The 26540-nt window shown below is 25.9% G+C and carries 23 protein-coding genes and 3 tRNA genes; 9 read left to right on the top strand and 17 right to left on the bottom strand.

Translation table 4 applies throughout. From position 1 onward, the window contains the following. Positions 1-39 precede the first annotated feature (39 nt). From EXC60_RS03015 to EXC60_RS06935, 4 genes are read right to left on the bottom strand one after another with little or no spacing between them, the layout of a single operon-like run. Positions 40-1104 carry a DUF4238 domain-containing protein gene (locus EXC60_RS03015; protein ID WP_024543877.1) on the bottom strand — a complete coding sequence of 355 codons (1065 nt, stop codon included), beginning with the start codon at positions 1102-1104 and terminating at the stop codon, positions 40-42. Between the two features lie 11 nt (positions 1105-1115). Next, positions 1116-1877: an ABC transporter ATP-binding protein gene (locus EXC60_RS03010; RefSeq protein ID WP_129619929.1), complete on the bottom strand. Its 762-nt coding sequence runs from the start codon at positions 1875-1877 to the stop codon at positions 1116-1118. Then, positions 1870-2901, bottom strand: a complete 1032-nt coding sequence (locus EXC60_RS06940; RefSeq protein WP_024543875.1) for a FecCD family ABC transporter permease — start codon at positions 2899-2901, stop codon at positions 1870-1872. The genes EXC60_RS03010 and EXC60_RS06940 overlap by 8 nt, the downstream gene beginning before the upstream one ends. Continuing rightward, on the bottom strand, positions 2901-3947 hold the full coding sequence (locus EXC60_RS06935; protein WP_024543874.1) for an ABC transporter substrate-binding protein: 1047 nt from the start codon (positions 3945-3947) through the stop codon (positions 2901-2903). The genes EXC60_RS06940 and EXC60_RS06935 overlap by 1 nt, the downstream gene beginning before the upstream one ends. Before the next feature lie 225 nt (positions 3948-4172). Here EXC60_RS06935 and EXC60_RS06930 point away from each other — a divergent pair, with 225 nt between their 5' ends. The 4 genes from EXC60_RS06930 (at position 4173) to EXC60_RS02980 (ending at position 9746) form a co-directional block, all read left to right on the top strand. After that, a complete protein-coding gene (locus EXC60_RS06930) occupies positions 4173-5294 on the top strand; it encodes a DUF5677 domain-containing protein (RefSeq protein ID WP_156909643.1) in 1122 nt (373 codons plus the stop codon). A 100-nt stretch (positions 5295-5394) separates the two neighbouring features. After that, a complete protein-coding gene (locus EXC60_RS06925) occupies positions 5395-6177 on the top strand; it encodes a hypothetical protein (protein ID WP_024543872.1) in 783 nt (260 codons plus the stop codon). After that, positions 6170-7501, top strand: coding sequence for an MAG4270 family putative restriction endonuclease (locus EXC60_RS06920; RefSeq protein ID WP_024543871.1), 1332 nt, complete (start codon positions 6170-6172; stop codon positions 7499-7501). Before EXC60_RS06925 ends, EXC60_RS06920 begins: the two co-directional genes overlap by 8 nt. A gap of 97 nt (positions 7502-7598) precedes the next feature. After that, positions 7599-9746, top strand: coding sequence for an ATP-dependent Clp protease ATP-binding subunit (locus EXC60_RS02980; RefSeq protein WP_024543870.1), 2148 nt, complete (start codon positions 7599-7601; stop codon positions 9744-9746). 52 nt (positions 9747-9798) lie between these two features. Here EXC60_RS02980 and EXC60_RS06915 read toward each other — a convergent pair whose 3' ends face one another. From EXC60_RS06915 to EXC60_RS06905, 3 genes are all read right to left on the bottom strand, one after another. Beyond that, positions 9799-10248, bottom strand: coding sequence for a hypothetical protein (locus EXC60_RS06915; RefSeq protein ID WP_024543869.1), 450 nt, complete (start codon positions 10246-10248; stop codon positions 9799-9801). Between the two features lie 62 nt (positions 10249-10310). Further along, the gene (locus tag EXC60_RS06910) at positions 10311-12062 is read right to left on the bottom strand and encodes an APC family permease (protein WP_024543868.1); all 1752 of its coding nucleotides are present in this window, start codon (positions 12060-12062) and stop codon (positions 10311-10313) included. A gap of 18 nt (positions 12063-12080) precedes the next feature. Next, positions 12081-12680 (bottom strand): FMN-dependent NADH-azoreductase, encoded by a 600-nt coding sequence (locus EXC60_RS06905; RefSeq protein ID WP_024543867.1) that lies wholly within the window; start codon positions 12678-12680, stop codon positions 12081-12083. A 90-nt stretch (positions 12681-12770) separates the two neighbouring features. Between EXC60_RS06905 and EXC60_RS02960 the strand changes: the two genes are divergently transcribed. The 3 genes from EXC60_RS02960 to EXC60_RS02950 all read left to right on the top strand — a co-directional run bounded on the left by EXC60_RS02960 (position 12771) and on the right by EXC60_RS02950 (position 13052). Continuing rightward, positions 12771-12846 (top strand) — tRNA-Arg (locus tag EXC60_RS02960). A gap of 56 nt (positions 12847-12902) precedes the next feature. Further along, a tRNA-Gly gene (locus EXC60_RS02955) sits at positions 12903-12976 on the top strand. Positions 12977-12978: 2 nt separating this feature from the next. Then, positions 12979-13052 (top strand) — tRNA-Gly (locus tag EXC60_RS02950). 167 nt (positions 13053-13219) lie between these two features. Here the strand turns inward: EXC60_RS02950 and EXC60_RS06900 are convergent. From EXC60_RS06900 to EXC60_RS06880, 5 genes are all read right to left on the bottom strand, one after another. After that, the gene (locus tag EXC60_RS06900) at positions 13220-14377 is read right to left on the bottom strand and encodes a hypothetical protein (RefSeq protein ID WP_129619928.1); all 1158 of its coding nucleotides are present in this window, start codon (positions 14375-14377) and stop codon (positions 13220-13222) included. A 46-nt stretch (positions 14378-14423) separates the two neighbouring features. Then, positions 14424-16118, bottom strand: a complete 1695-nt coding sequence (locus tag EXC60_RS06895; RefSeq protein WP_024543865.1) for a GIY-YIG nuclease family protein — start codon at positions 16116-16118, stop codon at positions 14424-14426. Then, complete coding sequence (locus tag EXC60_RS06890; protein WP_024543864.1) at positions 16108-17076, bottom strand: gamma-glutamylcyclotransferase family protein; 969 nt, start codon at positions 17074-17076, stop codon at positions 16108-16110. Before EXC60_RS06890 ends, EXC60_RS06895 begins: the two co-directional genes overlap by 11 nt. A 115-nt stretch (positions 17077-17191) precedes the next feature. Continuing rightward, on the bottom strand, positions 17192-19432 hold the full coding sequence (locus EXC60_RS06885) for a hypothetical protein (RefSeq protein ID WP_024543863.1): 2241 nt from the start codon (positions 19430-19432) through the stop codon (positions 17192-17194). A gap of 100 nt (positions 19433-19532) precedes the next feature. Continuing rightward, positions 19533-21284 carry an MATE family efflux transporter gene (locus EXC60_RS06880; RefSeq protein WP_024543862.1) on the bottom strand — a complete coding sequence of 584 codons (1752 nt, stop codon included), beginning with the start codon at positions 21282-21284 and terminating at the stop codon, positions 19533-19535. A 156-nt stretch (positions 21285-21440) separates the two neighbouring features. Here EXC60_RS06880 and EXC60_RS06875 point away from each other — a divergent pair, with 156 nt between their 5' ends. Continuing rightward, positions 21441-21899: a hypothetical protein gene (locus EXC60_RS06875; RefSeq protein WP_024543861.1), complete on the top strand. Its 459-nt coding sequence runs from the start codon at positions 21441-21443 to the stop codon at positions 21897-21899. 144 nt (positions 21900-22043) lie between these two features. After that, positions 22044-22202 (top strand): hypothetical protein, encoded by a 159-nt coding sequence (locus EXC60_RS06870; RefSeq protein ID WP_156909642.1) that lies wholly within the window; start codon positions 22044-22046, stop codon positions 22200-22202. A gap of 9 nt (positions 22203-22211) precedes the next feature. On the opposite strand, the gene recO is transcribed toward EXC60_RS06870, so the two are convergent. The 5 genes from recO to EXC60_RS02890 form a co-directional block, all read right to left on the bottom strand. Next, on the bottom strand, positions 22212-22877 hold the full coding sequence (recO, locus tag EXC60_RS02910; protein WP_024543860.1) for a DNA repair protein RecO: 666 nt from the start codon (positions 22875-22877) through the stop codon (positions 22212-22214). 27 nt (positions 22878-22904) lie between these two features. Further along, complete coding sequence (locus tag EXC60_RS02905; protein WP_029670529.1) at positions 22905-23381, bottom strand: large conductance mechanosensitive channel protein MscL; 477 nt, start codon at positions 23379-23381, stop codon at positions 22905-22907. 102 nt (positions 23382-23483) lie between these two features. After that, positions 23484-24119 carry a hypothetical protein gene (locus EXC60_RS02900; RefSeq protein WP_024543858.1) on the bottom strand — a complete coding sequence of 212 codons (636 nt, stop codon included), beginning with the start codon at positions 24117-24119 and terminating at the stop codon, positions 23484-23486. A gap of 18 nt (positions 24120-24137) precedes the next feature. Then, positions 24138-25442: a hypothetical protein gene (locus EXC60_RS02895; protein ID WP_024543857.1), complete on the bottom strand. Its 1305-nt coding sequence runs from the start codon at positions 25440-25442 to the stop codon at positions 24138-24140. Beyond that, positions 25435-26442 (bottom strand): nicotinate phosphoribosyltransferase, encoded by a 1008-nt coding sequence (locus EXC60_RS02890; protein WP_024543856.1) that lies wholly within the window; start codon positions 26440-26442, stop codon positions 25435-25437. Before EXC60_RS02890 ends, EXC60_RS02895 begins: the two co-directional genes overlap by 8 nt. Positions 26443-26540 lie beyond the last annotated feature (98 nt).

Here is a 26540-nt window from a genome sequence, read left to right as displayed (position 1 = left end):
AAAAATAAAAAAACAAGTAAAGTTGTTAGTGATAACTCTCTACTTATTTTTTTGATTTTTATCTAGTATTTCTAATAAAAGAGGACGATAATCATTTTTTCTAGAATTTTGAATATTAAGAAGGGCTTCATAATATTTTATAGAGTCATATATTCCATATTTATTTTTAAAAATAATTCCCTTTTTTGCTTCGTTCAAAATTAATGAATTTATATAAAGAACTTCACTATTTTTGATTTGCTTTAAATGGTATTCAAAAATGTCATCTAGTGAATATTGGTTTGGTTTTGCATAATGCGGTATTGGTTCAAATATACAATTGCCTTTTATTTTTGACCGCATTATTATTGTATCAATATCTACGATATCTTTCATTGATTTATTTATAGCTTCATATTGCTTTTTAAATATGACATTATTTAGAATAATCATTAAGTTTGGTGTAATAGGATATAAAAAATGTAAGAATGTCTTTTCAGGACTATCATTAATTAGAGAAATATCAATTTCGGCAGTAGGATAAACATCGCCCAACAAAAAATTTTGTTCTTTTGTTTTTACAAATGTAAGATAATAAAATGATTTGAAAGAAAATGCTTGTTCTTTCATAATACTGTCTACATCTGCATTAAGAACATTTTCAATAGATTTAGCATCTAATATATTGTTTAACTCTTCTAATCATAATTTTTCATAGTTTTCATTTTTCACATATGAAGATAAGTATTCTTTTGTATCAGGAGTAAAATTTTGATCTCTGTATTGTTGCATTTTTGCTCTTATTCGAAATGACATAAGAAATAAAAAGTTTCTTAATTTAAATGCTTCAGCTCGTGTAAGTGTAATAACTTCTCTATTTAAGATATTATTTTTAATTAATTGTGAGATTTCATTTTCTAGTTGACTAAATTTTCTTTCAATTTTTGTAGGTTCATCCGAATAGTCATTATTCCTATACAAATTTTTCTCCATAAAAATAGAAGAGGTACTTCACTCTTCTAATTTATTATTTTCAATATTTCAATAACATACTCTATTGCCTTCTTTATTAAAATTCCTTAAAATGAATTGTGGTATGTAATGGTGTTTTATTGGTTCGTTCATTTTTTCTCCTTTTAAAAACTAATTTCTTTATATTCTAATAAATCGCTATATTTAATTTTATCTCCATAAATTGGTTTTAATTTTTCTAATGTAATAATATCTTTTGCATGACCTATTTCAATAATTGAACCTTTGCCCATTAATATTACTTCGCAATTTAAATATAATGCATGATTTGGATTATGACTAGTTAAAATGATAGTTTTATCTTTTGATGTTTGTTTAATTAAAGACAAGACATTTTCTGCATTTTTTAAGTCTAAGGCTGATGTTGGTTCATCAAAATAAATAATTGGTGTATCTTGTAATAATGTAGCACAAATTTCAATTAATTGTTTTTGACCGCCGCTAAGTTCATTTACTTGTTTATTAAGCAAATTTTCAATATTAAATTTAATTAGCATATCTTTTATATTTTGGAGATACTTTTTTGCATTATTTTCATAGAATTTGGTTTTATTGATAAAACTTAACTCAAGGTAATTGCCAACTGTCATATTAAAATAATCAATGTATAATGTTTGAGCTACAAGTGAAAATAATTTAGATCTTTCTTTAATTGAATATTTATTTAGATTTACATCATTAATTAAAATCTCTCCAGATTTAGGTTTATAAAATCCGTTTAATAGTCTTAATAATGTTGTTTTACCGCATCCATTCAATCCTAAAATAACATATATCTTATTGTTATCCAATTCAAAAGATATATCTTTCAATGTATCTTCATTGTTCTTTGAATAACTAAAATTTAAATTATTAACCTTAAGCATTTTTATGTCCTTTTCTAAATTTCAAAATAAAGAAAATAATAATTGTAATAAGTCCAATAACTCCAGTAATACCACTTAATGGAATTTCATCTGGCGTAATTGATCTAGATAAAATATCAACTAAAATCATAAATGATGCACCAATTGGAATTGAAAATATAATTGTTTTACGATTATCATTTTTAAAAATCATAGTTAAAATATTAGGAATAATTAAACCAACTCATGAAACATTCCCTGAAACTGCAACCGATGCTGATATTAGCATAGCACCTATGAAAATTAATAGTCATTTATAAAAAGTATAATTAAGGCCTTTAGACATTGAAACAATTCTTCCTAATGCAACCAAATTAATTCTTCATCTTATGATAATCAAGATTATTGTACATATTACAACAATTGGTAATAAAATTCAAAATTGATTCATATTAGCTTTACTAAATGAACCCATAAGTCAATAAACTATTTGTGGCAAAGTACTATCTGGATTTGAAATTGTTTTAATAATACTTAAAATTGAAGACATTAATCCTGAAACAATAATTCCAGCTAAGATTAGTGATACAGAAGATTTAGTTCTAAAGACTTTTGACATAGCCACAACAAGTAAAACTGTTGCCATTCCAAAAGCAAATGACACTAATGTAATTACAATTCCACCAAAAATGCCAGACATACCTAAATAAATACAAATTGCAGCACCAACACTTGCTCCACTAGAAATTCCTAAAACATTAGGTGATGCTAATTTGTTTTTAAATAATTGTTGATAAATTAATCCTGCAAGTGACAGCGAAACTCCAACTAACATTGCAATTAACGATCTTGGTAGTCTGATATATACAATAACGCTATATGCATTTTGATAATCTAATGATGTATTATTACCACTTAAAATTGCAAAAAATGTTTTAAGCGAAATAACATATCTACCTATAATTAACGACAAAAAGAAAATTAAGATTGTTACAACAATTGAGATAGCAAAAATAAAGGCATATAACTTCCGAGATTTTTTCATTAATTAGTTTTTCCTAACAACATTAGTTCAATTTCGTTTGAAGTTAATGAATAATTAAAATAATATTTATAACAATCTTTAATCATTTTTCTAATATCAAAGTTAAAAACTTTTGGATATAAAATGTTTGCCAAATGTGCTAAATAAATAGGAATTTCAACTCCTAATTGTTCAAACATAACAAATCCTAATGGTAAATTAAATAATCTATTTTCTTTTATTGCTTTTAACCCAGCAAATTTTGCATTAGTCTTAAATTTTTCAATATTTTCATTTTGATATTGACCACCAAAAATAAAAGTGTCAGGATTTTGTTTAATTAGTTCTTCATCAGATATTTTTTCATTTTTATAATCTAATCCAACAAATTTTGTTTTTAAAAGTTTGGCAGAATAACTAACAAATGAAAAATCATTTTCCGTGACTGCTTGATTGCTTTTTTTATCGCTTCTTCAATAAAACAACTTACCATTAGCATTTACATTTGCTAATTTCGAAGTTATTTCATTAATAATTACATTAGTTTGCTCAATGAAATTATCAATTTTTGTAATAACACTTTTGTTATCACTAAACACTTTTTTTAAAATATTAGGAAAAGTAAAAATGTCTTTTTTCGTATATTCAGGATGATGATATTGACTAATTGTAAAAGCATCCAAACCTTTAGAATTTAGATTTTGACGCATCGAATTTTCGGGTGTAATTACTAAATCAACATTTCTCTTTAAAAATGTTTCAATAGTTGGATTGTAACTATATGAATAAAAATCTTTTGCTTTTGGAAATATTTTGCTAACTCATGGGTTTGTTAAACTATTTTTGTACACACCGTCAATATAATCACTAAGTTCAAAAGCAACCATCATATCAAATGCCGCTCTTGAAGGAATTGCTATCTTGCTTGGTTTCTTAATAGATACTATTGAATTAGTCATATCTGTAAAAGTAAATTTTTGTTGTTTAAGTGGTTTACAACTAACCAAACCAACTATTGGAAATGTAGTTAAAACTAAACTAGAAATTAAAAATAAATTTTTCTTCATTTTTCCTCGCTTTTGCTTGAAAGATTATACTTTAATTCGATAATAAAATACTTAAAATACAGTAGTTTTTTAGAAATATCTTAATTTTTAATATAAGCATTATTTTTAATAAAAATTCAACAAAATATTTTTTACATTTTATAAAATGAATTATAGAGATATATACAAGTTAGTATAAAAATAAAGAGGTTAAAAGTGTTTGATAATTTCGAACTATGAAAAGATTTGGCTTTCTTAGAAAAATTTTCGGATAATTTTTTAAGAAATGAAGTCAAATACTACTTAGAGCCAAAAAGAAAAGATGACCCTAATGTAATATTGAAGGAAAATGTAATCTTTAATTATGTTAAATGTGTTGAAAAAGCATATTATGACTTTCTTAACAAAAATGATAAAAAATTAGTTTCTTATCCAATAGATGATAAAAATCTATTGAAAGAAATGATTATACAAGTTACCGAAAAACATGCATCTAGAATAAAAGGTCTAAATGATTATGATCGCATTCAATTGCAAGATAGTAATAGATATAAACAAGAACTTTGCGAAAATATTGTAAGGGAATTAATTGTTAATAAACATATTGGTCAAATTTCAAAAAATATAAGTTTCTTTAATCCATTTGTTTCAAAAATTATAATGGTAGTTAACCTTTTGCATAAATTATATAAAGATCAATATAAACAAATTAAGGATGATGACAAATTAAATGCAGTCGGTAATGTATTTTTAAGAATTACCGAACAAATGAAATCGTGTTGTTTACTTGTAGATAATGCCTTATTAAACGATGCAATTACAATTTGAAGAAGCTTATTTGAATCAGAACTTACACTAACAGTATTAATTTATCAACCTTTAAAAATTAGTGAAGCATATCTTAGATTTATAGCTTTTCAAAATTTAGATAATCCTTACATTTTTGATGATGAAGAAAGAAAAGAAGTAGAAGAAGATTTGGAAAATATAATGAAACATTATAAGATTACAAATCGCAAAAAGGATTTTATTCATTATGGTTGACTTATGTTTTTAAGCGACTTTGAAGAAAAAAATTGCAAGCTAAATTTAAAAGATGGCTTGCTACCAATTGCAGAAAGTTACATTAAATATGAGCAATATGAATCAGCTAGCAAAGTATCTCATTCTGCATATTTTGCTAGATCTTTATCCTATAAAGAATCTACAAAATTTGTTTTAAATTTATTATATTATTCATTTGCAAATGTAACTAATGCAATGAAATATTATTTTGAAAGATATATAAAAAACTTTAATAGTGATGCATTAATAGAAATTCTAATTAATTTAAAAATTTTGAGAGATATGCTTGATAAATTAGATTAACAAAATTCTAACAAAAGCGCACAAACAGTCTAAAACAATAAATAGTGTTTTATTTAAATATTAAATAAGGAATTTATTATGTCTTCAAAATTAACTAATATTGTCGGCTCGAGAGAGAGAGAGAGAGAGTAACAAGCAGAAACTTGTAATTTGAGCTTTATATGATGATGCAGAATCTTCATATAAAAAAGCAATTCAAAAATATTTTGATGGTCACTTTGAAGTACATTGTTTTGGCATCAACAATATAACTTTCCCTGAAAATGAGGGATATTTTTATCATTTAGTTGATTTATCATTAAGCAATTTTAATTTAATTAAGCAAATATCTAATTTTCCTAAGCCAGACATTATTTTAGCATCACCTCCATGTGAGTCTTGGTCAGGAGCAGATTGTGGTGGAAAAATGTTTCGCAAAATTGATGAAAATAATCACTGAATTGTAATGAACTCTAAATATTATGATGAATATAACAAAGTATGTCACCCTGTTAAAAGAAGATATTTTGTTCAAAAAGAACGAGGGAGGATTATAGGAGAATCCACAGTTGGGGGAACAATCGAAATTATTAGACATTTTAATCCCAAAATATGAGTAATAGAAAACCCAAAAACTTCTAAAACTTGGGAATTTCAAAAAAATCATTGAGCCTTTAATGGATACATGAATGATGTATATTATTCCACATATGACAATAAATTTAGTTTGAAACCAACTATTTTTAAATCAAATATCAAATTCAAATTTGAAAAAACTAGAGTTGAAGGCAATAATTCACATATGGCTTATGGTTCATATTCAAAAAGAAGTGCAATTCCTTTACTTTTAATTAAAGAAATGATTTCACAATGTATTGTTTATTTAGGAGAAAAAAATGAATAATCATTTGGAAATTTTTAAAAAAATAGAATTTTTAATAAGAAGTTTTGTTGAATCAAGTGCAGAAATTTGAAATATTGATACATCAATCTATACTACATGGGAAAGATTTCACAATAACATTAAAGAGCTTAAAAATGTTATAGAAATACCTAACTTTACTATTCAAAAAACATTACAAGATCGTTATATTATTAAACATAATAATATTATCATCACACCTATCTCAAGAGGAAATGATTGGTCTAAATCTGGAACAAGACAATTTTTGCAAGAAGGGATTGCATTAGGGTTTTTCAATATTGATGTCGTAAAAATTTTTAAACAATTAAGTACATATGGCGTTAGTAATATAGTGTGTGCGAGAAAAATATTAAAATTTATTTCTCAAGAAGACTATATGAAAAAACTATTCGTAAAAGATATTGTTTATACTATCCAATATTTAGGAGACTCACCTATTAGCTTTGTAAATAATTTTGGTTTTTCAATTTTTCTTTGTTTAATTTTTTCTCAAAATATATATAACAATTATGAATCAAACATAGAACTTAAACGAATTATGAAAAAAAGTAATGAAGTTTTTTCTAGTGATGAAGTCTTTAACTCGATAACTTTTAATTCAAGTGTCTACTTAGAATATATTAGTAAGTGCAATAAAGAGACATATAAAAAAATTATTGAACTATTAAATATTAACTATAACTTTGAATTTCTTATAAATGACTTGTACAATTCATTAACAAATAGCGTAGATAGAAATGAAATGTATATAGAGAATATAGAAGAAGCAAGAGTTATTGATTTATACAAAGATGAATTAGATGGATTAATTAATATTGAAAGGTCAAAAATTAGAGATCAAATTATCGAGAGTAGAAAACTAGACATAGTAACGAACAAATGCAATGAGTTATTAAATACCGAACCTCCATCTTTTGATTTGAGAGATTGCGAGGCGTGTCATCTTTATGATGTTTGATCAATTAAAGAAAACATATATGCAATAATTAGCGATAAAAAATATCAAACAATAGCCGAAATTAAGATGGATAAGGCCATTAATGAACTAATGCAAATGTTAAGTGATCCTAATAATGGAATAATGATGCATAATTCTTGACATTATTATTTCGATAGAAATTTTTTCAATTTTGATATAAATGGAAAATTAATTATAAATTATGCAATTGATAAAAATGTTCTTTCTAGACTAAAACAAATAACTTTGGGCTATGTCAATAATTCACATGAAATAAAAATCAATCGATTAGTTTTTAATAAAAAAATGGAATCATATCTATTATTAAGAAAACCAAGAAATTAATTATAAACTTCTAAAACAAAAAAATAACAATTTTTAGCACTCGACAGCAAAGAGTGCTAAAATTTTATTTATATAGAGTTTTAGAGGGGGTAAAAGTATGGACTTTTCTTATACACCAAACGAAAATACTAAAGATCCATTAAAAGAATATGGAAGGAACTTAACTGAACTAGCTTCATCAAATAAGTTAGAACCAGTTATTAATCGTGATGATGAAATTAGATCGATTATTAGGATTTTAAGTCGTAAGACTAAAAATAATCCAGTTCTTGTTGGAGAACCAGGAGTTGGTAAAACTGCAATTGTTGAAGGTCTTGCTAGAAAAATTGTTGAAAATCAAGTACCTGAAAATTTAAAAAATAAAACTGTTGTTGAACTTGATATGGCAAGTTTAGTTGCAGGTACTCAATTTAGAGGACAATTTGAAGAGAGAATTAAAAATGTCCTAAAAAAAGTTGAAGAATCTAATGGTAATATTATCTTATTTATTGATGAAATTCATATGTTAGTAGGAGCAGGTAGCACTAGTGATGGTTCAATGGACGCTGCTAATATTATTAAACCTATGATGGCAAGGGGTCAATTACATTTAATTGGTGCTACTACATTAGATGAATATCGTGAAAAGATTGAAAAAGATCCTGCATTAGAGAGAAGAATGCAAAAAGTATTTATTGAAGAACCTTCAATTGATGATACTATTACAATTTTAAGAGGTATTAAAGAAAGATATGAAACATATCATGATGTAAAAATAGAAGATGATGCTTTAGTAGCAGCTGCTAATTTATCAGCAAGATATATTTCAGATCGTTTCTTGCCAGATAAAGCAATTGATTTAATTGATGAAGCTGCTTCAAATATTAAAACTGAAATGAATTACATTCCAGAACCGCTTGAAAAAATTCAACAACAAATAGCAAAACTTGAAATTGAAAAAGTTGCATTAAAAAATGAAACTAATTCAAAAAAAGTTACTGATAGAATTAAAGAAATTGATGAAGAATTAAAGAAAGCTCGTGTTGAAGAACAAACTTTAAAATCATCATGAGAAGCAGAAAAGAGATTAATTCAAAAAATCTCTGGAATTAAAGAAGACATTGAAACATTGAAAAATAAATTAACTATTTATCAAGGTGAAGGTAATTATGTTGAAGCTTCAAAAATTATGTATGTATTATTGCCTAATTTGCAAAAACAATTAAAAGAAGCTGAAACTAAAATAGCTTCTCAAAAAGATAGGTTAGTTAAAGAATTAGTTGATGCTGAAGAAGTAGCTTCAGTTGTAAGCAAATGAACTAAGATTCCTGTAGCTAAATTATTAGAAGCACAAAAAAATAAACTAATTAACTTAGAACAATCATTAAATAAAAGAGTTAAGGGACAACCTGAAGCTATTAAATTAGTTGCAGAAGCTATAAGACGTGCAAAAGCTAATATTAATGACCCAAACCGTCCAATTGGAAGTTTCTTATTCTTAGGGCCTACTGGTGTTGGTAAAACCGAACTTGCTAGAGCATTAGCAGAAAATTTATTTGATGATGAAAACAGAATTATTAGACTTGATATGTCTGAATATATGGAAAAATATTCAGTCAGTCGTTTAATAGGTTCTGCACCTGGTTATATTGGTTATGAAAAAGGTGGACAACTAACTGAAAAAGTTAGACAAAATCCTTATTCAATTGTTTTATTTGATGAAATTGATAAAGCAAATGTCGATATTTTAAATTTATTATTACAAATTATGGATAATGGTACATTAACTGATGCTAGAGGACGTCAAATTAATTTTAGAAACACAATTATTATTATGACTTCTAATTTAGGCAGTGATATGTCTTCGGGTTCAAAAGATTATAATGAACTTAAAAATATGTTATTAAAACACTTACGTCCTGAATTCATTAACAGAATTGATGAAGTTGTTAAATTTAACTCACTTGATGAAAAAACTATTAAAGATATTGTTGAACTTGAACTTAACAAACTTAAAAATAGACTTATAAAAAATAGTAATGTCAAAATGACTTATGACAAAGAAGTTGTTGAATATATTGCTAAAAATTCATATGATCCTGCTTTCGGAGCTCGTCCAATTAGAAGATATATTCAAAAGAATTTAGAAGGAACTTTGGCATTAAATTTAATTGATGGAAAAATTAAGGAAGGAGACAACGTTCCTATTGTAATCGACAAAGACAAAATTGTTGTTGTGACTTCTAAAAAAGATGAATTAAATTAAAATTTGCTTGCTTTTTTGCAAGCTTTTTTTAACTTTATTTTGACAAATGAAATTAGTATTTTGGCATGTTATTAGAATCAAATGAATTTGTTAATGTTTGGTTTACATTGCCATTATTTAAATTTGAAAATTTATTATTTTTAGCTGCTCTATATCATTTATAAAAAGCAATTCAAGCAATAATTCCTGAAATTATAATTCCAACTAACATCAATATACGATTTGAATTACTGTTTGTTGCTTTGATTAATTTAAGATTTACAACATAAGAAATTACTAAAATAAGTGTAATAAATCCTCAAGCTCCAGCCATCATAGCTATTAAAATTTTTGATCCAGAATTGTCACTTTTATTTTGATCAACAAGTATAAAAATACCTACAACAATTAAAATGATAATTGTGGTAAATTTTAAAATTGCTAGTCCCATAAAAGTTTGCGATCTTCTTAAAATTTTAGAAGTATCAATTCGAACTTCGTTTGTTTGATTTTCAATTTGCATAATATTCCTTTTTGAATAAAATATTACTTAATTATAAGTGTTTTCTTAAAATTAACACATTTTTAGAAAACATTATAAGTCATAAGCAATTTATTATTTAATTCATTAGAAATTAATAATAATTCTTTTTTATTTTTATCAGTTTCACTATTAATTAATTTTGTAAGTTTTTTATGTCTTTTTAAAGCAACTAATTTTTCAATATACATACTTGTAAATGAAATTGTTGTATATAAAATAAATAAAATTGACGTTAAAATATGTGATATCAAAGTTGATTTAATATTTTGAAGCTGTGTTTGTTTTTCTAATATTGTCAAAGCACTATTATTTAATGTTTGATAGTATCTATTTGTTGCAATTCCTGTTGAAGTAAAAGGTTCAATGATTGTTAAAATCAAGACTATAAAAATCATAATAATTGCAGTATATCCAGACCAAATCGTGTGTTTATATTTAATTGTTGCAACTTTATTAGTTTTACGATTTTTAATTACACCAATAATTGAAAAAGCAATAAAACTAAATGAAAAAACAGCCATTCAATTTCCCATTAAGTCACAAAATCCAATTAAATTGTTTATTCCATATCCATAAATGTTAGGTAATGATTCATTTTTATAAACATATGCACCGATAATTGTTGCAAATAACATATAAGGTAGTGACAAAAGCAAAACATATCAGCAGCCAACTAATGGTCTTTTAGCATTCTTCATATATTTATATGCTCTAGCAGGAATTAAAATTTCTCCTTCTTCAATTAAATTTTCAATTCATCTTGCTGTTCAAATACTAAAACCACTAATAATTCCTAAAATACCTAACGAAATGCAAATGTTAACAATACCAAAAATTCAACCAAATCCATTCGCTTTTAACTGTGCACCAAACTCATAAAATCCGCCAATTTCTTTTTTATTGCCTAATGGTAAAGCACTAGCTCCTAAAGTCATAGAAGTTGCAATTACAATATAAACTATAGTGATAAATAAAAGACCTAACGCTAAAACTAAGGGTGTTTTTTTAGGTTCTTTCATTTCAGTTTGCAATCCTGCTGTTGTATAAAATCCATCAAAAGCAAAGAAAATACCACCAATTGCACCAAACACACCAAAAAATGGTGAAACACCAAACATTGATAAACTCTCTTTATTAAATAAATTTTGTTTTGTTAGTGGTTGATAATTAATTCCATATTTTCCAATAAAAACAAATCCAATAATTGTTACTGCTATCATTGGAATAAATTTGATTATTGTTAAAATCCAATTTTGAATATTACCAATTTTTGAACTAAGGCCACCAGTAAAAAGTGCTCATACACTAATTGCTAGAGCAATTAAAAAATAAAATCAAGGTGCGCCTTTAGAATTATTGAAATTAATGACATTAGCGTTATTTGTAAATGCACTAAGTCCATTTTGGAATTGTAAAATAACATATGCAGGCATCACCATATATGTAAATGGCAAGTATAAATATGTCATCAAAAATTTAGTTGCTTTATAAATATGAAGTGTACTAAATTTTTTTGTTCAACCAATGATGCTTAAATTGTCGTCACATCCCGAAGCGACTTCAACCAAGCTTAAAGCCATAACAATTACTGCAAATCCTGCAATTAGTCACACAATAATTGCTCAAACAATATTAAATACCGATTTTTCTAAAACTGCTTTTGATCTTAAAAAAATTCCAGTTCCAGTTGTCACACCAAAAACAAGAAAGATTGCAGAAAAAAATCCGATTTTCTTGGTTTTATTAGGTTTAGTTATGTTTTCTGGTGGTTTTTCATCAATTAAATTATTCATTTTCTCAAACCATTGCTATTAAAAATTTTTAGCGGCTTCTAAAATTTTGTCTTTATTTAGTTCAAAAATTTCTTCATGTGTTTTTGAACTAAACTCTTGAGTTTTTAAACCACAAATTTTGATAGTTTTCATAACATTAGCACCTAAAAATTTTCAAAGTCCGTTTAAATATGTAGCATGACTTGAAAATAAATATCAATCTTCTGGTGCACCTTGTGTAGTAATTATTTGAACTTTCAAATTATCTAATAAACCTTTTGCATCACCTTTTTTAGAATATTTGTAAGAAAAGGTTTTGTTAGCAATTGCAATATGATCAATGAAATTTTTCAAAGTTGCAGGAATATTAAAATTAATCATTGGAGCTGCAATAACTAACTTATTCGCTTGCTTTAATATTTCAATATATTCATCATTTTTAGGATTTGCGAAAAATGCATCAAAATTCAATGATGTCAAAGTTTCCTTTGCGATATCCAAAGTATTTAAATTGATTTCTATAAATTTATCATCTTTATTATGTTGTTTATATTCATCAATAAATTTCTTAGCTAGATATGTTGAAATTGATTTTTCTTGGGGAATTGGGGATGCATATAAGACAATAATCTTGTTCATAAATACCTCATTTCTAATAAAATTATATTGTAAATTAGTTTACTTAAAAACAAAATATATGCCAACATTTGTGCTAAAATAATATTGTGTGGTCGCGTAGCTCAGGGGATAGAGCACATGCCTTCTAAGCCTGTTGTCGCAGGTTCGATTCCTGCCGCGATCGCCATTTTTTTATTTTTAATTTTTTTGTAAAAATTCTTATATAATTACTAATGCATTTTTGCGAGTGTAGTTTAGTGGTAGAACATCAGCCTTCCAAGCTGAATATGAGGGTTCGATTCCCTTCACTTGCACCATTGCGGATGTAGTTCAATGGTAGAACATCAGGTTGCCAATCTGAATACGAGGGTTCGATTCCCTTCATCCGCACCATATCACTAAACAGGCCAAATAAAAAGAGCAAATCAAATAATTTATGATTGCTCTTTTTTCATACTTTTATGGAACTATGAAATTATTAACAAGTGCTTGTAAGATATAACCTATTTGTGTACTAATGTTTGTCATTTCACCAACAGACTTAGGAATTTTTATATTACTTATAACTTTTGAGCAATTTCGAAAACTTTTTGTTTAATAATATTGCGATATTTTTCATTAGGAACATGAAATTTTAATTTTTCATTAACATGAATTTTTATGTTGCTAAAATCAACATCAAATTTCAAATTAATTCCACTATCCTTCATAAATTGCAAGGCCTCTTCTAATTTATCAAGTTCGGTAATGTTTTGGTCATTGATAGGCATAGGCTTAATTTTGTTTAAAATTTTTTCGAACATCGCAAACGATTCGTCACTTGCAAAAAAACCATTTAAAACATCTTGAACTGTTCCATCTTCAAATTTTGGAAATGTCTCATATTCTATTTTATTATCTTTCTCTTGTTTCAAACCGAATCAAAATTCAACGTCAACATTAGTACCAATTGGATCTGAATCTATATGAAAGTTCGTGTCTTTTAATTTGCCTTGAAAGGCATAATTCTTTTGTTTAAAGAATTCTTGGAAATAAGCATCTATTGAACCTACAATACTGTCTTGATTATTTCCATTTTTTGCATAATCTGCAGCAATTTTACCTAAGCTTAGCAATCCAGGTGTATATTTAGAAACGCCTGCTGCTTTATTGAAAGTTAGTGCACTAAGAATTTTGTCATTTGTATTAATTGTATTATTATTAACACTAACAAAGCCAGTTGCGTTAGCAGCTAAAATTGCAATTGGAAAAACACTAATAGCAGCAATAGTTCCACCACCTAATCTTCATAAAGCATTTGATTTGTTAATAGATTTATTGTATCTCATTCTCTTTGTAATTGGTTTTCTAATAATTAAAATGATAATTTCATTAATAATTACAATACAAATTGCAATAATTGTCATTATTATGCCAAAAACCATTTTTCGAACGACATCTACATCTTCTTTTTTTATATAACCTTGAGACACTTTATCAAAGTCAAGTTTCTGCAATATGGCATCAATAACTAATGAAGTAACTCCAAAAGAAATTCCTCATGCAATTAAAACGCCAACAAAAATTGCAATTCCACCATATACTCCTCATCTAATTCCACTTAAAAAGCCAAAAAAGATTGTAAGAGTGATAATTACAATTGTTAAAATAAAAATTGTCTTGCTATGGTAAACAAGTTTGTTCCATTTGTCAAGTGAATTTATTGCAAAATCTGCCATTATTTTTCCTCTTAATAATCTATTTATTTTAGCAAAATCAAAATTTTTATACTTTTTTAGTCATATTAAAAATTTGAATTGCAACTTTTTCATTAACAACTTTCTTAAGTTCTTGTAAAGTTGCATCTTGAATATTTGCATAAGAACCAAAATAATTTAAAAGATTTTCTAATGTTTTTTTGCCAATTCCTTTAATTGTCAACACATCATTTTCTATCATATATTGATATTCTTTCTTGAAATACCATTTTTTAGCAAATCTATCAACTTCTTCCTGCATTCTAGCTAAAAAGAAAAAAATTTCTTTTTCTTCAATTAATATTTCATTGCCATTTTGATCAATTAAGGTTTTAGTTTGATGTTGATCATTTTTAATAAGACCGTAAACTGGTATCGATAAACCTAAAAGTTTTTGAGCTTTTAAAATTTCATTGATTTGTAATATGTTACCATCTGCAAAAATTAGAGTTGGAAAATCAGGATATGACTTTAAAAATTTTAATGCTGTTTGAAACATATATTCAACATCAGCATTTCTTGTTAATGTATTTATTGAATGATAATAATGACGATACATTTTTTTATTAGGTTCACCATTTTGATAAACACATGCAACTCCAACTGCAGAATTTGTATTTGCAAAAAATGAGTTATCAAAAATAACTATCTTTGAACAATCAATTTTTAGCAATGAACTTAACTTTTCTTGTACACTTAGTTTATTGTTTTCTTCTAAAAAATCTTTATACTTTCTTTCTACATCATTCTCAGCATTTTGCAGGGCAATTTGCATTAAATGTGTATATTGATTTGTATTAGGTTTTTGAAATTTATCTTTAATTGATTCATCAAAATCATTTCATTGTTCTAAACTAGTCAAAATAATATCTGGAGTAATGTTTTTTTCATAATATCTAGCAATAAACTCAGATAAAGTTAGTTTTCTATTTTCAACAATTTCATGAGAAAAATTTTCTTCAGAAATTAACATCCCATCACGATAATGGAAAATCGACAATAATAATACATTGTTATATTCAAAATCACCAATCACATCAATCGCTTTTTTAGATTTAATAAAAATTTCTTGGTTATCTTCATTGTAAGAAAAAACATCAATCACTGATGCATATAATTTGGCAAGTTCAAAATCTAAATTTCGCTTTGCATTATCAACTTTTTGCTTTAAAGATTGCAAAAATGATTGTGGGTGATTAATGATTTTCTTAGCTTCTTCGAATTTTTCTTGTCAAAATTCTTCAGATTTGTTTTCAATAAACAAACCTTTCTCAGCTAGCAATATATGAGATAAATATTTAATTAAAGGACGATAATTTTTATTATTTATTAAAGGACCAAAATAAACTGCATTTTGTTCTTTTTTGTAAGAGTTAGTGATTTCTATTTTAATTTGATTTTTTAATAACTTAATTTTTATGTAAGGAAATGATTTTGTGTTTGGAAAGCAAACATTATAAAAAGGTTTATGTTCGTCAATTAGTTTTCTTTCTAAAATAAAAGCACTACGATCTGATTGCGTAATAATAGTTTCAAATGAAAAAATTTGACTTCTCATATGAGAAGTTTTATATGAATTTAGCATATTTAAATTGAAGTATTGACTCATCCTTCTTTTTAAATTTTTTGCCTTACCTATATAAATTATTTTCCCGTTTTGATCTTTTCAAAGATAAACACCTGGTTTATTGGGGACATTTTTGATTAAATCTTTATTTATCATTATCTTTTATTATTTTTCTATTTTTAGCATCAAAAAATGCTGATAAAAGTCAATTATATCTTTCAAAATGGTCTTTATTAAAATCATTTACTACAAATTCGCAAGCTTTTTGGTAAACACCAATTGTTGGCTCTTTTTGATCTAAATCTAATCTGGCAGAAATGAAGAATATGGGTTTAATTTGATTTAAAAATTCATAATCTTTTGCTTTACCTTCAAAATATTTGTCATATAAAAATATGAAATTATAAGTTGCGGGGAATGAATTTGGAACTTGATAAAAAATATTGTAATAGTCAATTGCAGATAAAAAGCTATATTTTGCAAACATTGTATAAGCAGCATAATATTTTTTTTCATGCTCAAACGTGAACAAAATACCATAGTTTCTAATTTCGGCATCTTTTTGTTCTTTCATTTTAATATCTAGATTAAAAAAAGGAAAGGGATTTTCATTGATTAACTGATTTTGTTCCTTTGTAATTTCTCAAAGCAAAATAAAATCATAAAAAGGTTCATTTTTTTCTAGATCAGCAAATTTATTAAAACCTTCAATGTTCTTTAAAATTACTTCATCACTAGATGCATCATCTTGTTTAACTTCATGAGGTTGTGCTAATTCTAATCTAGAATATGTTAAAACATTTTCTAAAATTTCATTTGTATCTAATGTAATAACATTAATTTCAAATCTTCCATATAATGGGAACATTAGAAATCTATCTAATTTAAATAGTTCATCTTTAGTGATTTTATAAACATAACCATCAACATATTTTAAACGATCTTTTTTTAATAATTTAAAGCCTAAATCATCAGTGGCTGCATAATATCCATTTAATCTTGCTTTGTGAAATTCGGTGTTTTTGTTAAATAATTTTGAAAAAATTTCTTCTTTTGTTTCGTACAAAAAAACATAAAAAGTTTCATTATTTAGATTTTTTTTATTTTCTGACATATTAATTTTCCTTTAAACTTTAACTAAGTTATTTCTATTAATAAATATACCATTTTATTAGCCAATTTGACTATTAAAAAATCTCTCAAAGTGAGAGATCTAAATTAATATGTGATTAATTGCGGTTAAAGCCTGAGATTTCAAGTGAGATTTTAAATGTTTTATGTCCTTCTTTTGAAATTGAATATCATATTTTCAAAATGCCTGAGTTTGCTTTCTTTTGAGTCTTATCAATTTCATATTCAATTGTATAACCTGATGGCAAATTATTGCATTCTAGGTTCTCAATTTTTGCATCCTTTACTAAAGTTTCAAAAGCATTTTTATATGTAATATTAAGTGCTAATGATTTGACATATTCTGTAAAACATTTCTTATTAATATAATCTTCTGCAACTTTTGATGTATCTACAGTAACTCTTGTAGAGCAAGCATTTGAAAATTCACCGCTATTAAAATCTTGAATGCTTACTGTTGTAACTTTAACAGTATATTCTCCATTTTCTTCTTTTCTAAAATTTGAGAAATAATAAACTTGTTGTTGTTCATAAATATATTTTGAAGATGAACCAAAATACATTTCAGTTTTTGGTCTCGAATTAATGCCATCCATTATTGGATTAAAATTTTGAATATAAGCATTTGCTTCATTTTTTTCAATTTTTTCTAATAATTCTGCATTATAAGTTCAAACTTTTGCCTTTTTAATTCCTTGTAAAAATTTGTTATTTATTATATTCTTATTTACTTCATCTTGCTCGGTGTCTTTAAATTTATCAATTGAAATATTAGGTTCATATTCAGGTAATGTAGGACTTGGTGCTGTTTGATCCTGGATAGGTTCTTGGCCTTTTTTGATTCTTGCATCGTTGATAATATCAAGCCCTAATTTATCAAAACTAACTTCTATTTCCTTAACAACTTTTGGTGATTCTAATCAGCCATCAAAAGAAACTTCTGTTTTAACAAAATATTTATCACCTCTTTTAATTAATTCAGTAAATTGATAGTTTAAATCATTGTCTTTTCTGCTAATAAAATAAGATCTATTGGTTAATTCAGAATATTTCATCTTTTGAATATATGTTTTATCTTTTGAAAAATATGGATAAATCACAGTATCTAATAATGCATTTTCTAAATGTTGTTTTTGTTCTTGATCATTCAATGTATGTGGATTTATTCCTTTGACATATTCTGCAGAAACATTCATTTCGCTTTTAGCAAATATATCACTATTGGTTTTAGATGTTAAAGTCAATGTTAATTTAATGTCATATTTCAATCCATTTTCTTTTACTTCTAGGTTAGAAAGTGTTGCATTATATAGATTTTCATCATAACCTGAGACAACAAAATTAGGTTTTTTATCATAGTTATCAATTTGTTTATTTTTAATCACATCTTGATATGCTTTTTCGTTTAACAATTTAATTGTTGTTTTTTTAAATTCTTCACTTATCTTTTCAATTGCTTTCTTTTCTTGTTCGATAATTTCTTGTGTTTTCTTAAATCCTCTAATGACATATTCAACATTTTTCTTGCTTACAACATCAGGGTTTGCGATTGATTTAAGCTTGAATATAATTGTATATTCATAAATTCCAGTAGCTAAATCACTATTTTTCACTGCTGTAAATTTAGTTAATTCATATCCTTCAGGAATATTTTTAATAATTTGATCTTCTTTTGCATCAGCAAGTAATGTATTTTCTTTATTTGGATAATCAAATGAAGTTTTTGATTGCGCTTCTAATAATTTTTTGTCTTCTTCTGATAAAGCACCAGTAAATTTTCCTAAATTAGATGATATTACTTCATTAGAAATTATGTGATTTCCATCTTTTTTATAAATAGCAACTTTATATTTGAAAACAATTTCTTCATTAATTATTTCTCATTCTAGATGTGATGATAATCTGGTTTGCCCATTACTTTCATAAGTTGGTTTATTAGCATTTACAAGTTGATAATCATTTGATGGAAAATTAACATTTTTAAGTTCAAGTAAATAATTGTTATCAGTTTTTCAGTTTGGACGTTTTCCATGATCAACTGCTAAAATTTGTTTGTTTTTGTAACTATAATAAAAATCTTTGTTTTCGGCAATTGCTTGTTGAAATTCACTTTCTTTTCCATTAATTATTGAAAATACATCAGTCATATTTTCTTTAGCTCATTTATCAAGTTTTTCTTGTTCAGTTTCAACATGAGGTTTAGGATCTGGCTTAGGTTGTGGTGTTGGTGTGTCAGGATTCTTAGAATCTTTACATGAAGTTGCAATTAATGGTAATGATGCAGCCAAAGTTGACATAATTCCAAGACTTACAAATAATATTCTTTTTGATTTTTTCATATATTTCTCCAATAAAAAAAGGCGATTAAAAAATCACCCTCACTTTAAATAAATTTTTTGATTTTTAATTCTTTCCTATTTATATTTAATATAAACATATTTAAATTTTATTAAAATTTTCAAATTCTTGTGATGTTTTATGAAAATCTTCTTCAATTTTTTCACTTCAAGATTGTTTAACCTTAGGTTTTTTGATTCCTTTTGTAATGTAATATGAAGACATAATAAATAAAATAGTCGAAGCAATTAGTAAATTTATGATAAAAAATCAAGCGATTATTCAATTTGCTAATGCAACTGAAGAAGTTTTTAAAAAGACAGCATATGCTATTCCATAACCAATAGGAATAACAATAGCAGCACAAATAAAGTTTTCCATTACTGAAGCAAGTAACGATTTTCCAATGTTATTTGTTGCTTGAAAGACAAGTAAAGAGCTAACCGAAAGCGAGACTGCAATTAATCTTAGCATCATAATTCGAATAAATTTAACTGTCTCGATTCTTTCTGCATCAATAACATTTAAAATTGGAGCTCAAATTACATTTGCCGTTAGTGCAATGAAAGTATAAGTCAAAGTTGTATAAAAAATTGCAACAAACATTGTTCAATAATAAGTTTGTTTACATCTCTCATAATCTTTTTTAGCATAGTTATAAGAAAGCAAACTTCTAGCACCATCATTAATTCCATAAATTGATGTTAAAAATAAAGAAACAATTGGTGCACTTTTTGATCAATAATATTGAAAATGTCCAGGATCTGCAAATGGAGTTTTACTAAATAAGAAACTTATCATAGTAAATGAAATAGCAACACCAAATGTTCTAATAAAGCCAGAAAGACCTAACAAGATCACAGGTCCTAGCATCTTTTTAGTAAATTTAAATTTGAATAAAATGCTTAAATACAATCAAGTTTTGGCTTTTTTCTCTTTGACAGCGCAATATGCTAAATAAGCTAATAAGTTGACAAACCAACCAATTAAGGTTGCAATAACACCACCTAATACACCCATTTTTAGAGGGATCATAAATAAAGCATCTAATGCAATGTTAACTAAATTAGCGCCAATTGCTCAACCCATTACATAAGCATTATATCCTTCAGCTCTAATTAAGTAAGAAAGCAAATTCACAAGCCCTTGTAAAATAGTGCCTGAAGCATAAACATACATATATTGTTTAGCTCAATGAGCACTCATTTTTGCTGCAGCATAATAGTATGATTGCAATAAATCAAATTCATTAGCGTTCATTTTTGCTTTAACATTTTGATCTAATTTTGTAATTCCAACTAATGAATTTAAAAATCCAGATCAAATAAAAATGAATGTAACTAATGTAGCGAGTAAAGAAGTTACAATTGATGTTCAAAACATAGAAGCTCATAAGTTTTGACCAGCTTTTTTATAACCTTTTGAAACACATTTTGTGTAATAAATGGCACTTCCGACAGGAATTAAAAATACAATTGAATTTGAAAAAATAGTGAAAGGTTGAATTGCAACCATTGTTTGTGAAACTACAGTATTTGAATTAATTGTACTAATTTTTGATGATGCAAAACTATTGTATTTATTGAATAAATTCAAAAATTCTGATTGAGTTAATTTTTGTACACCATTATCTAAAAAACTATAAATCTCTCCCAATTTACCACTATCATCAAAAACATATCTTGTTTGTGGCACAAATTTTTGAATAAAGATTTGGTCGATAAAGAAATATAAACCTAACATTAAAGCAGCTAATAAACTAGGCAGCGCAACTATTCAAATAGCTTTTTTAATTGGTGTATTTGCAAATAGTTTTTCTGCTCTTTCTTGCTTAATTATTTCTTTTTCATTCATGGTTTTATATTATAGTTGTTTAACATAAAATGTTAAAACAAAAAATTAAATTAAATAAGTCTGATATACAAACAGATACCACAGCTTACTTTCTTGTCTTAAATGTTATAATCTTTATATAACAATAAGAAGAGAAAAAAGGAGAATCGATAAAGAATGAACAAGAAAATATTAATAGGTTTGGGTTTTGGATTAGGGACGTTAGGAATTGCACTTTCAACAATTCAATTAGGATTAATTAGTTATAGCATACAAAAAAGTAAAGAAAAACCGCAGTTAAAAGCATTTGATGAAAAAATTTACATTTACGCATTGATTTCTACATATATGAGTAATGATGCTAAAAAATATTTTAAGGAAAATATCGAGTCATTTTTAGGATATAAATTGATAAATAATCAATCTAAGTTTACACGCAGCTTTACACTAGATTATTCTGAAAATTGAGGAATATTTCAAAAGCCAGATTCAGATTGGAAAAATTTTTTGCCCAAACTAAAAAGAGAATGGAAATATGCTCTACCCAAAGAATTAATCAATAAATACTACATATATTTTCAAATATTCAACAATGACACTCAATACAAAAATAATGGATATTGGATTTATAAATAGACTATATTACTAACAAATACTATTATTTGCAAACTTTTATAAACTATGAAAAAGATTATGATAACAAGAAATTTGTGATGAAAAAATACGATTATACAACTGACGAAGAACCAAAAAATGATATAAAAACACGTAAAACATATCTTGTTCCTTCGTTTACACCAAAATTTATTAACATATACTGAAGCATCACTTAACTTTAAGAAAAAAACTAAATATTTAATAATTAAGAATAATCACCCTACCGAACCATTAGATATAAAAATTGAATTTGATATGTTTGGTTTTGGAGAAAACTATTAATTTAAGTCATTAAATACATTCATGTAGATATTGAATTAACATTTTTAAAATAAATTTTGCAGTTTGAAAAGAAGTATTTTTTTCAAATTTTTCAAATGAAATACTTAAATAATAAAGAGACATTAAATTATCCTTTCCAAGTTCTTCTTCTGCATGCAAATTACACAAAAATCCACCCTTGTGAAATTTAAAATCAACTAAATGAGTTTGACTTCCACATTCTATACAGCCATCAAATTTTGGTTTGATACCTTCACATTCCAAAAGTTTGTAAAGTAGGTAGATCAAAATTTTTGTATTTTTATTTTGATTTAAAAACGGCAAAAGTTGTTCATATGATTGAATGAAAGGTAAATAACTATTTGACATAGATTTTTCTAAAAAATAAAGTAAGGTTTCTTTAAATTCTATTGCATTTACATCATAAGGAAATTTACAAATCAAGTTTGCTTTTTTTAATCTAAAAAGTAAATTATTAGATTTCTCTGAGCTAAGTAAATCTAAATTAGATAAATCTAAAATTCCAATTGCATTGCGATTTTTGCTATCAATTTTTCTCACACCAGGAGCATAGATTTGCATTTTCCCTTCATTTGTAAGAATAGTAACTATTAAATTATTTTCACTATGTTCATTATGTTTAATAACAATGGATTTTAAAGTTTTTTCTATCATGAATTAAATTATAAAAAAACATAGGAATTATTTTTCGCTATGTTCTTTTGTAATTTCCTTTGGCATAAATTTTTTAAAATTTTCATTTAGTTTTTTAAGTTCTGCTAAGGTTAGTTCTTCAATTGTAGGTTCAGGAATTGGTTCTGGTTCAATTTTTTGTTTTCTTGCCTTTACATATTCAATTGTATTTTTGATTAGATAAACTAATAAAAGTGCAAGGAATATAAATAAAGCAACAATAATAAATTGAATTAAAGCACCTAAAAATTTACCAATATAAATTCCATTTACAACAATATTTTCAACACCTTGAACATGAAATGCTTTTGCAATTGCCGCCATAATAACATCATTTGCAAGAGATGTAACAACAGCTCCAAATGATGCACCAATTAGCAAACCAATTGCTAACATAAACATGTTGCCTTTGACTACAACTTTCTTAGCTTCGTCATAACTTCTTCTAACAATATGTTTCTTTTTTTCTAATTCTTTTTCAGTCATGCATTAAATTATAAATTATTTTGCTAACCCATAAATTAAAAAAATGCATTCATATAAAGAAAATGAACACATTTCAATTTTGGACAGTAAATAAGTTAATTTTTAAGAAAAGTTTAACAATTTTCTAACATATTCATTAGTTAAATTAATTAGTTTTCTTATGCCATCGAAATAAACTTTGTAGTGATTATATTCACCACGTAAAATCATTTTTCTATGTAATGATTTTGTAAATTCGATTGCTAAATAAACATCGAAGATCCCATAAGTAGTTTTGATTTCTATAATTAAATCTTCCAATGCACATTTGATTGCATAATCTTTTAGTTCCAAATTAGGTCTACGGTATGTTTTTCTCATATAAGATAATAAATAGCTAAAATAAATATTTCTTGATTCTTTATCAGTTTTAGGAGCATTTGCAAATTTTAAGTCGTTTTGTTCTTGACTTTTAGTTTTTTCAACATCTGCAAAATATTTATCAACATCAACAGCATTTTTTTTGTAGCGATTTTCTGCTTTCATAATAGATATCATTTTTGAAATAATCAATAAAAACAGTACTAAAAAAAGTGAACCAAAAACATAGCAAGTAACAATTGAAGGCTTATTAAAAGAATTAGGAATTGCTTTTGCTGCTAATAAAATTAAAATAAGACCAACTATTAAAAAAGAAAAGATTAAGAAAAAGCTAAATATATTTAGTATATTAGCTTTTAATTTTCCATATTTGTTCATAAAATAATTTTGAAAATACTAAAGCTTTGCAATTTTTGAATCTTTAATATTTTGAATTAGTTTAGCTAGTCTTACTAAATTAGCTTTCATTAAAGCAATATCTTTATTTTCTAAAGCAGCATCAGTAGGTTCTAAGACTTGTTTTATAGCATTAACAACATTTGCATTGTTAGGATTTTTTTGCATAATATCAATCGCTTCAAATCTAAGTTCATTTAATTTAACAAATAAATGTTTTTCTAATACTTCATTAATCATTTTTTTAATTTCTGTAAGTGATGTTACATTATTAACAATTTCATATTTAGAATTTACATAGTTTAGCAATTGACTTCCCATAATTTGCATATTAGTGGTTGATGCAAGTTGTAAACCATAGTCTTTAGTTTCTAACAACAATTTTACAAAACGCGCACGTTTGTAGTTAAGTTCTAGATTATTTTCTTTTCTAATTAAAATTTCATCAGTTAAATTTTCATTTGGCTTAATTGTATATTCTTCCAATGCTTTTTTAATATATTCAACTAATAAACTATATTTAGGCAAAGGCATTTTTGAAATAAATGTATTAATGTCATTAACAAGTATTTGCATATTTTGGAAAGTTGTGTTTGATGGAGGTGTATTTTTGCCAGAAGTATAATTATCAGAATCTTCAACCAATTTTAAATTAATTGCTTTCAAATCAGCAGCATAGAAATTACCATTTTCGCTTTCAGATTTTGGAGCAACAAAATCTAATGTTGCAGTTGCATATGTACCGTCGTTGTTAATTTTTATATTAACAGTGCTATTGTTTCTATATTTCAATGTAGGCACTGCAATAATTAAAGTAATTATTAATAAACCTACTAATGCTAATGTTACAATTCCTGACATTCACAATCATTGTTCAAAGCCAGTAAGTTTCATATTTGTTAATAGTTTTGTCATTCCAGCATTATTTTTTAATACTTTAGTTAGAACTAGGAATAGTCCTACAACTAAGAAAATAATTGAAAAGATTATGACAAATGCAATTAAAGAAGCTTTTTGTCTCTTTAAATTTTTGTTGTTATTTTCAATTAATTTATATTTTTTACCAACAATAATTCCTAAGGTTAATGTGTAAAATGCTAATGCATAAAATGCAGGCATAATAACTTGTCAAATTGTGTCATTTTTTCAAATCTTGTTTATTGCAGTTGCAAATGCGTTAGTTTTATGCTGATTATGCATAAAAATTGCAACTAATGCTAATGCTGCTAATGCTGCAAAAATAATTACAAAGACAATTGTTAATGCAACATTGATAGATTTTTTAGTTTTTAATTTCTTATCCATTGTATTCTCCTTTGTAAACTAAAAGTTTAGGATTATTTAAATATTCACGTCCTGCTTTGGCAATTTTTTTACCATTTAGCATTGTAGCATCAGCACTAAAATGAATTCTAATTCTTAATAATGCAGCGCCAACACCATATGCATCAACAGGAGTATTTTCAGCTTCAAATTGTTTGATCTTTTCTTCATCAAAGCCAGACGAAACAGTAATTTTGACATGTTTACCATTATTTTCATCTAAAGCTTCTCTTAATTTTTTTACTTGCAATGGTGTGACACCAAATTGCGCTTCCCCCTCCTTAAACATCTTATCAATCATTGATTTAGATGTATCTATTCTAACACCTTTTAACTCTTTTCCAAAGATTTTAAGGCAAGCTAATGAGTCTGCAATTACATCATTATGGAAATCAACAACAGCATACAAAGGTTCTTTTGGAAATACTTTATGATATGCTTCACATGCTTTAACAATGTCACCATTAAACATTTGAATTAAAGCATGAGGCATTGAACCAAAAGTATGTGCCTTGTCATAATGGGAAGATACTAATGTTGAGTGGTTTTTAATTCCACCACATTCAATAGCATATGCATCATTTTCTTGATTGATGTAATGATCAGCGCGATCAGCCATACTAATTAAAGTTTTTCCATTAGCAACTTGAACCATACGATAAGCGTTTGTAGCAATTGAAGTTTGTCTTGCTAAAATGCCATCAAGCATACCTTCTCAAATTCCAAATTCATAATATGGCCCTTCAAGTTCTAATACAACATCACGATTGTTAATAATAGTACCTTCGGGTAAATATTTAATTGTATATTTAGTAATGTCTGTATTATGCACTAAAAGCTTGATAGCCTCAATTATTCCACATAATTTAACATTATTATGTCTTTGGAAAAATTGTAAAGTTACAATGTCATGTTTGCAGAATTCTTCTGCTATTTTTTGTGTTTTATGAAAATAAATTGATGTTTTATCTTTTAAATCCATAGATTCCTTCTCTAATAATCAATTGTCCTAAGACCTTTGATATACCCATATATTTTACCCCTTTTTATTTATAAACACTTTTTTTACAACATAAAAAC

It is taken from the genome of Metamycoplasma salivarium (genome assembly GCF_900660445.2).
Taxonomy (GTDB): Bacteria; Bacillota_I; Bacilli_A; order Mycoplasmatales; family Metamycoplasmataceae; genus Metamycoplasma; species Metamycoplasma salivarium.
This window is presented reverse-complemented; position numbering and strand designations above follow the sequence as displayed.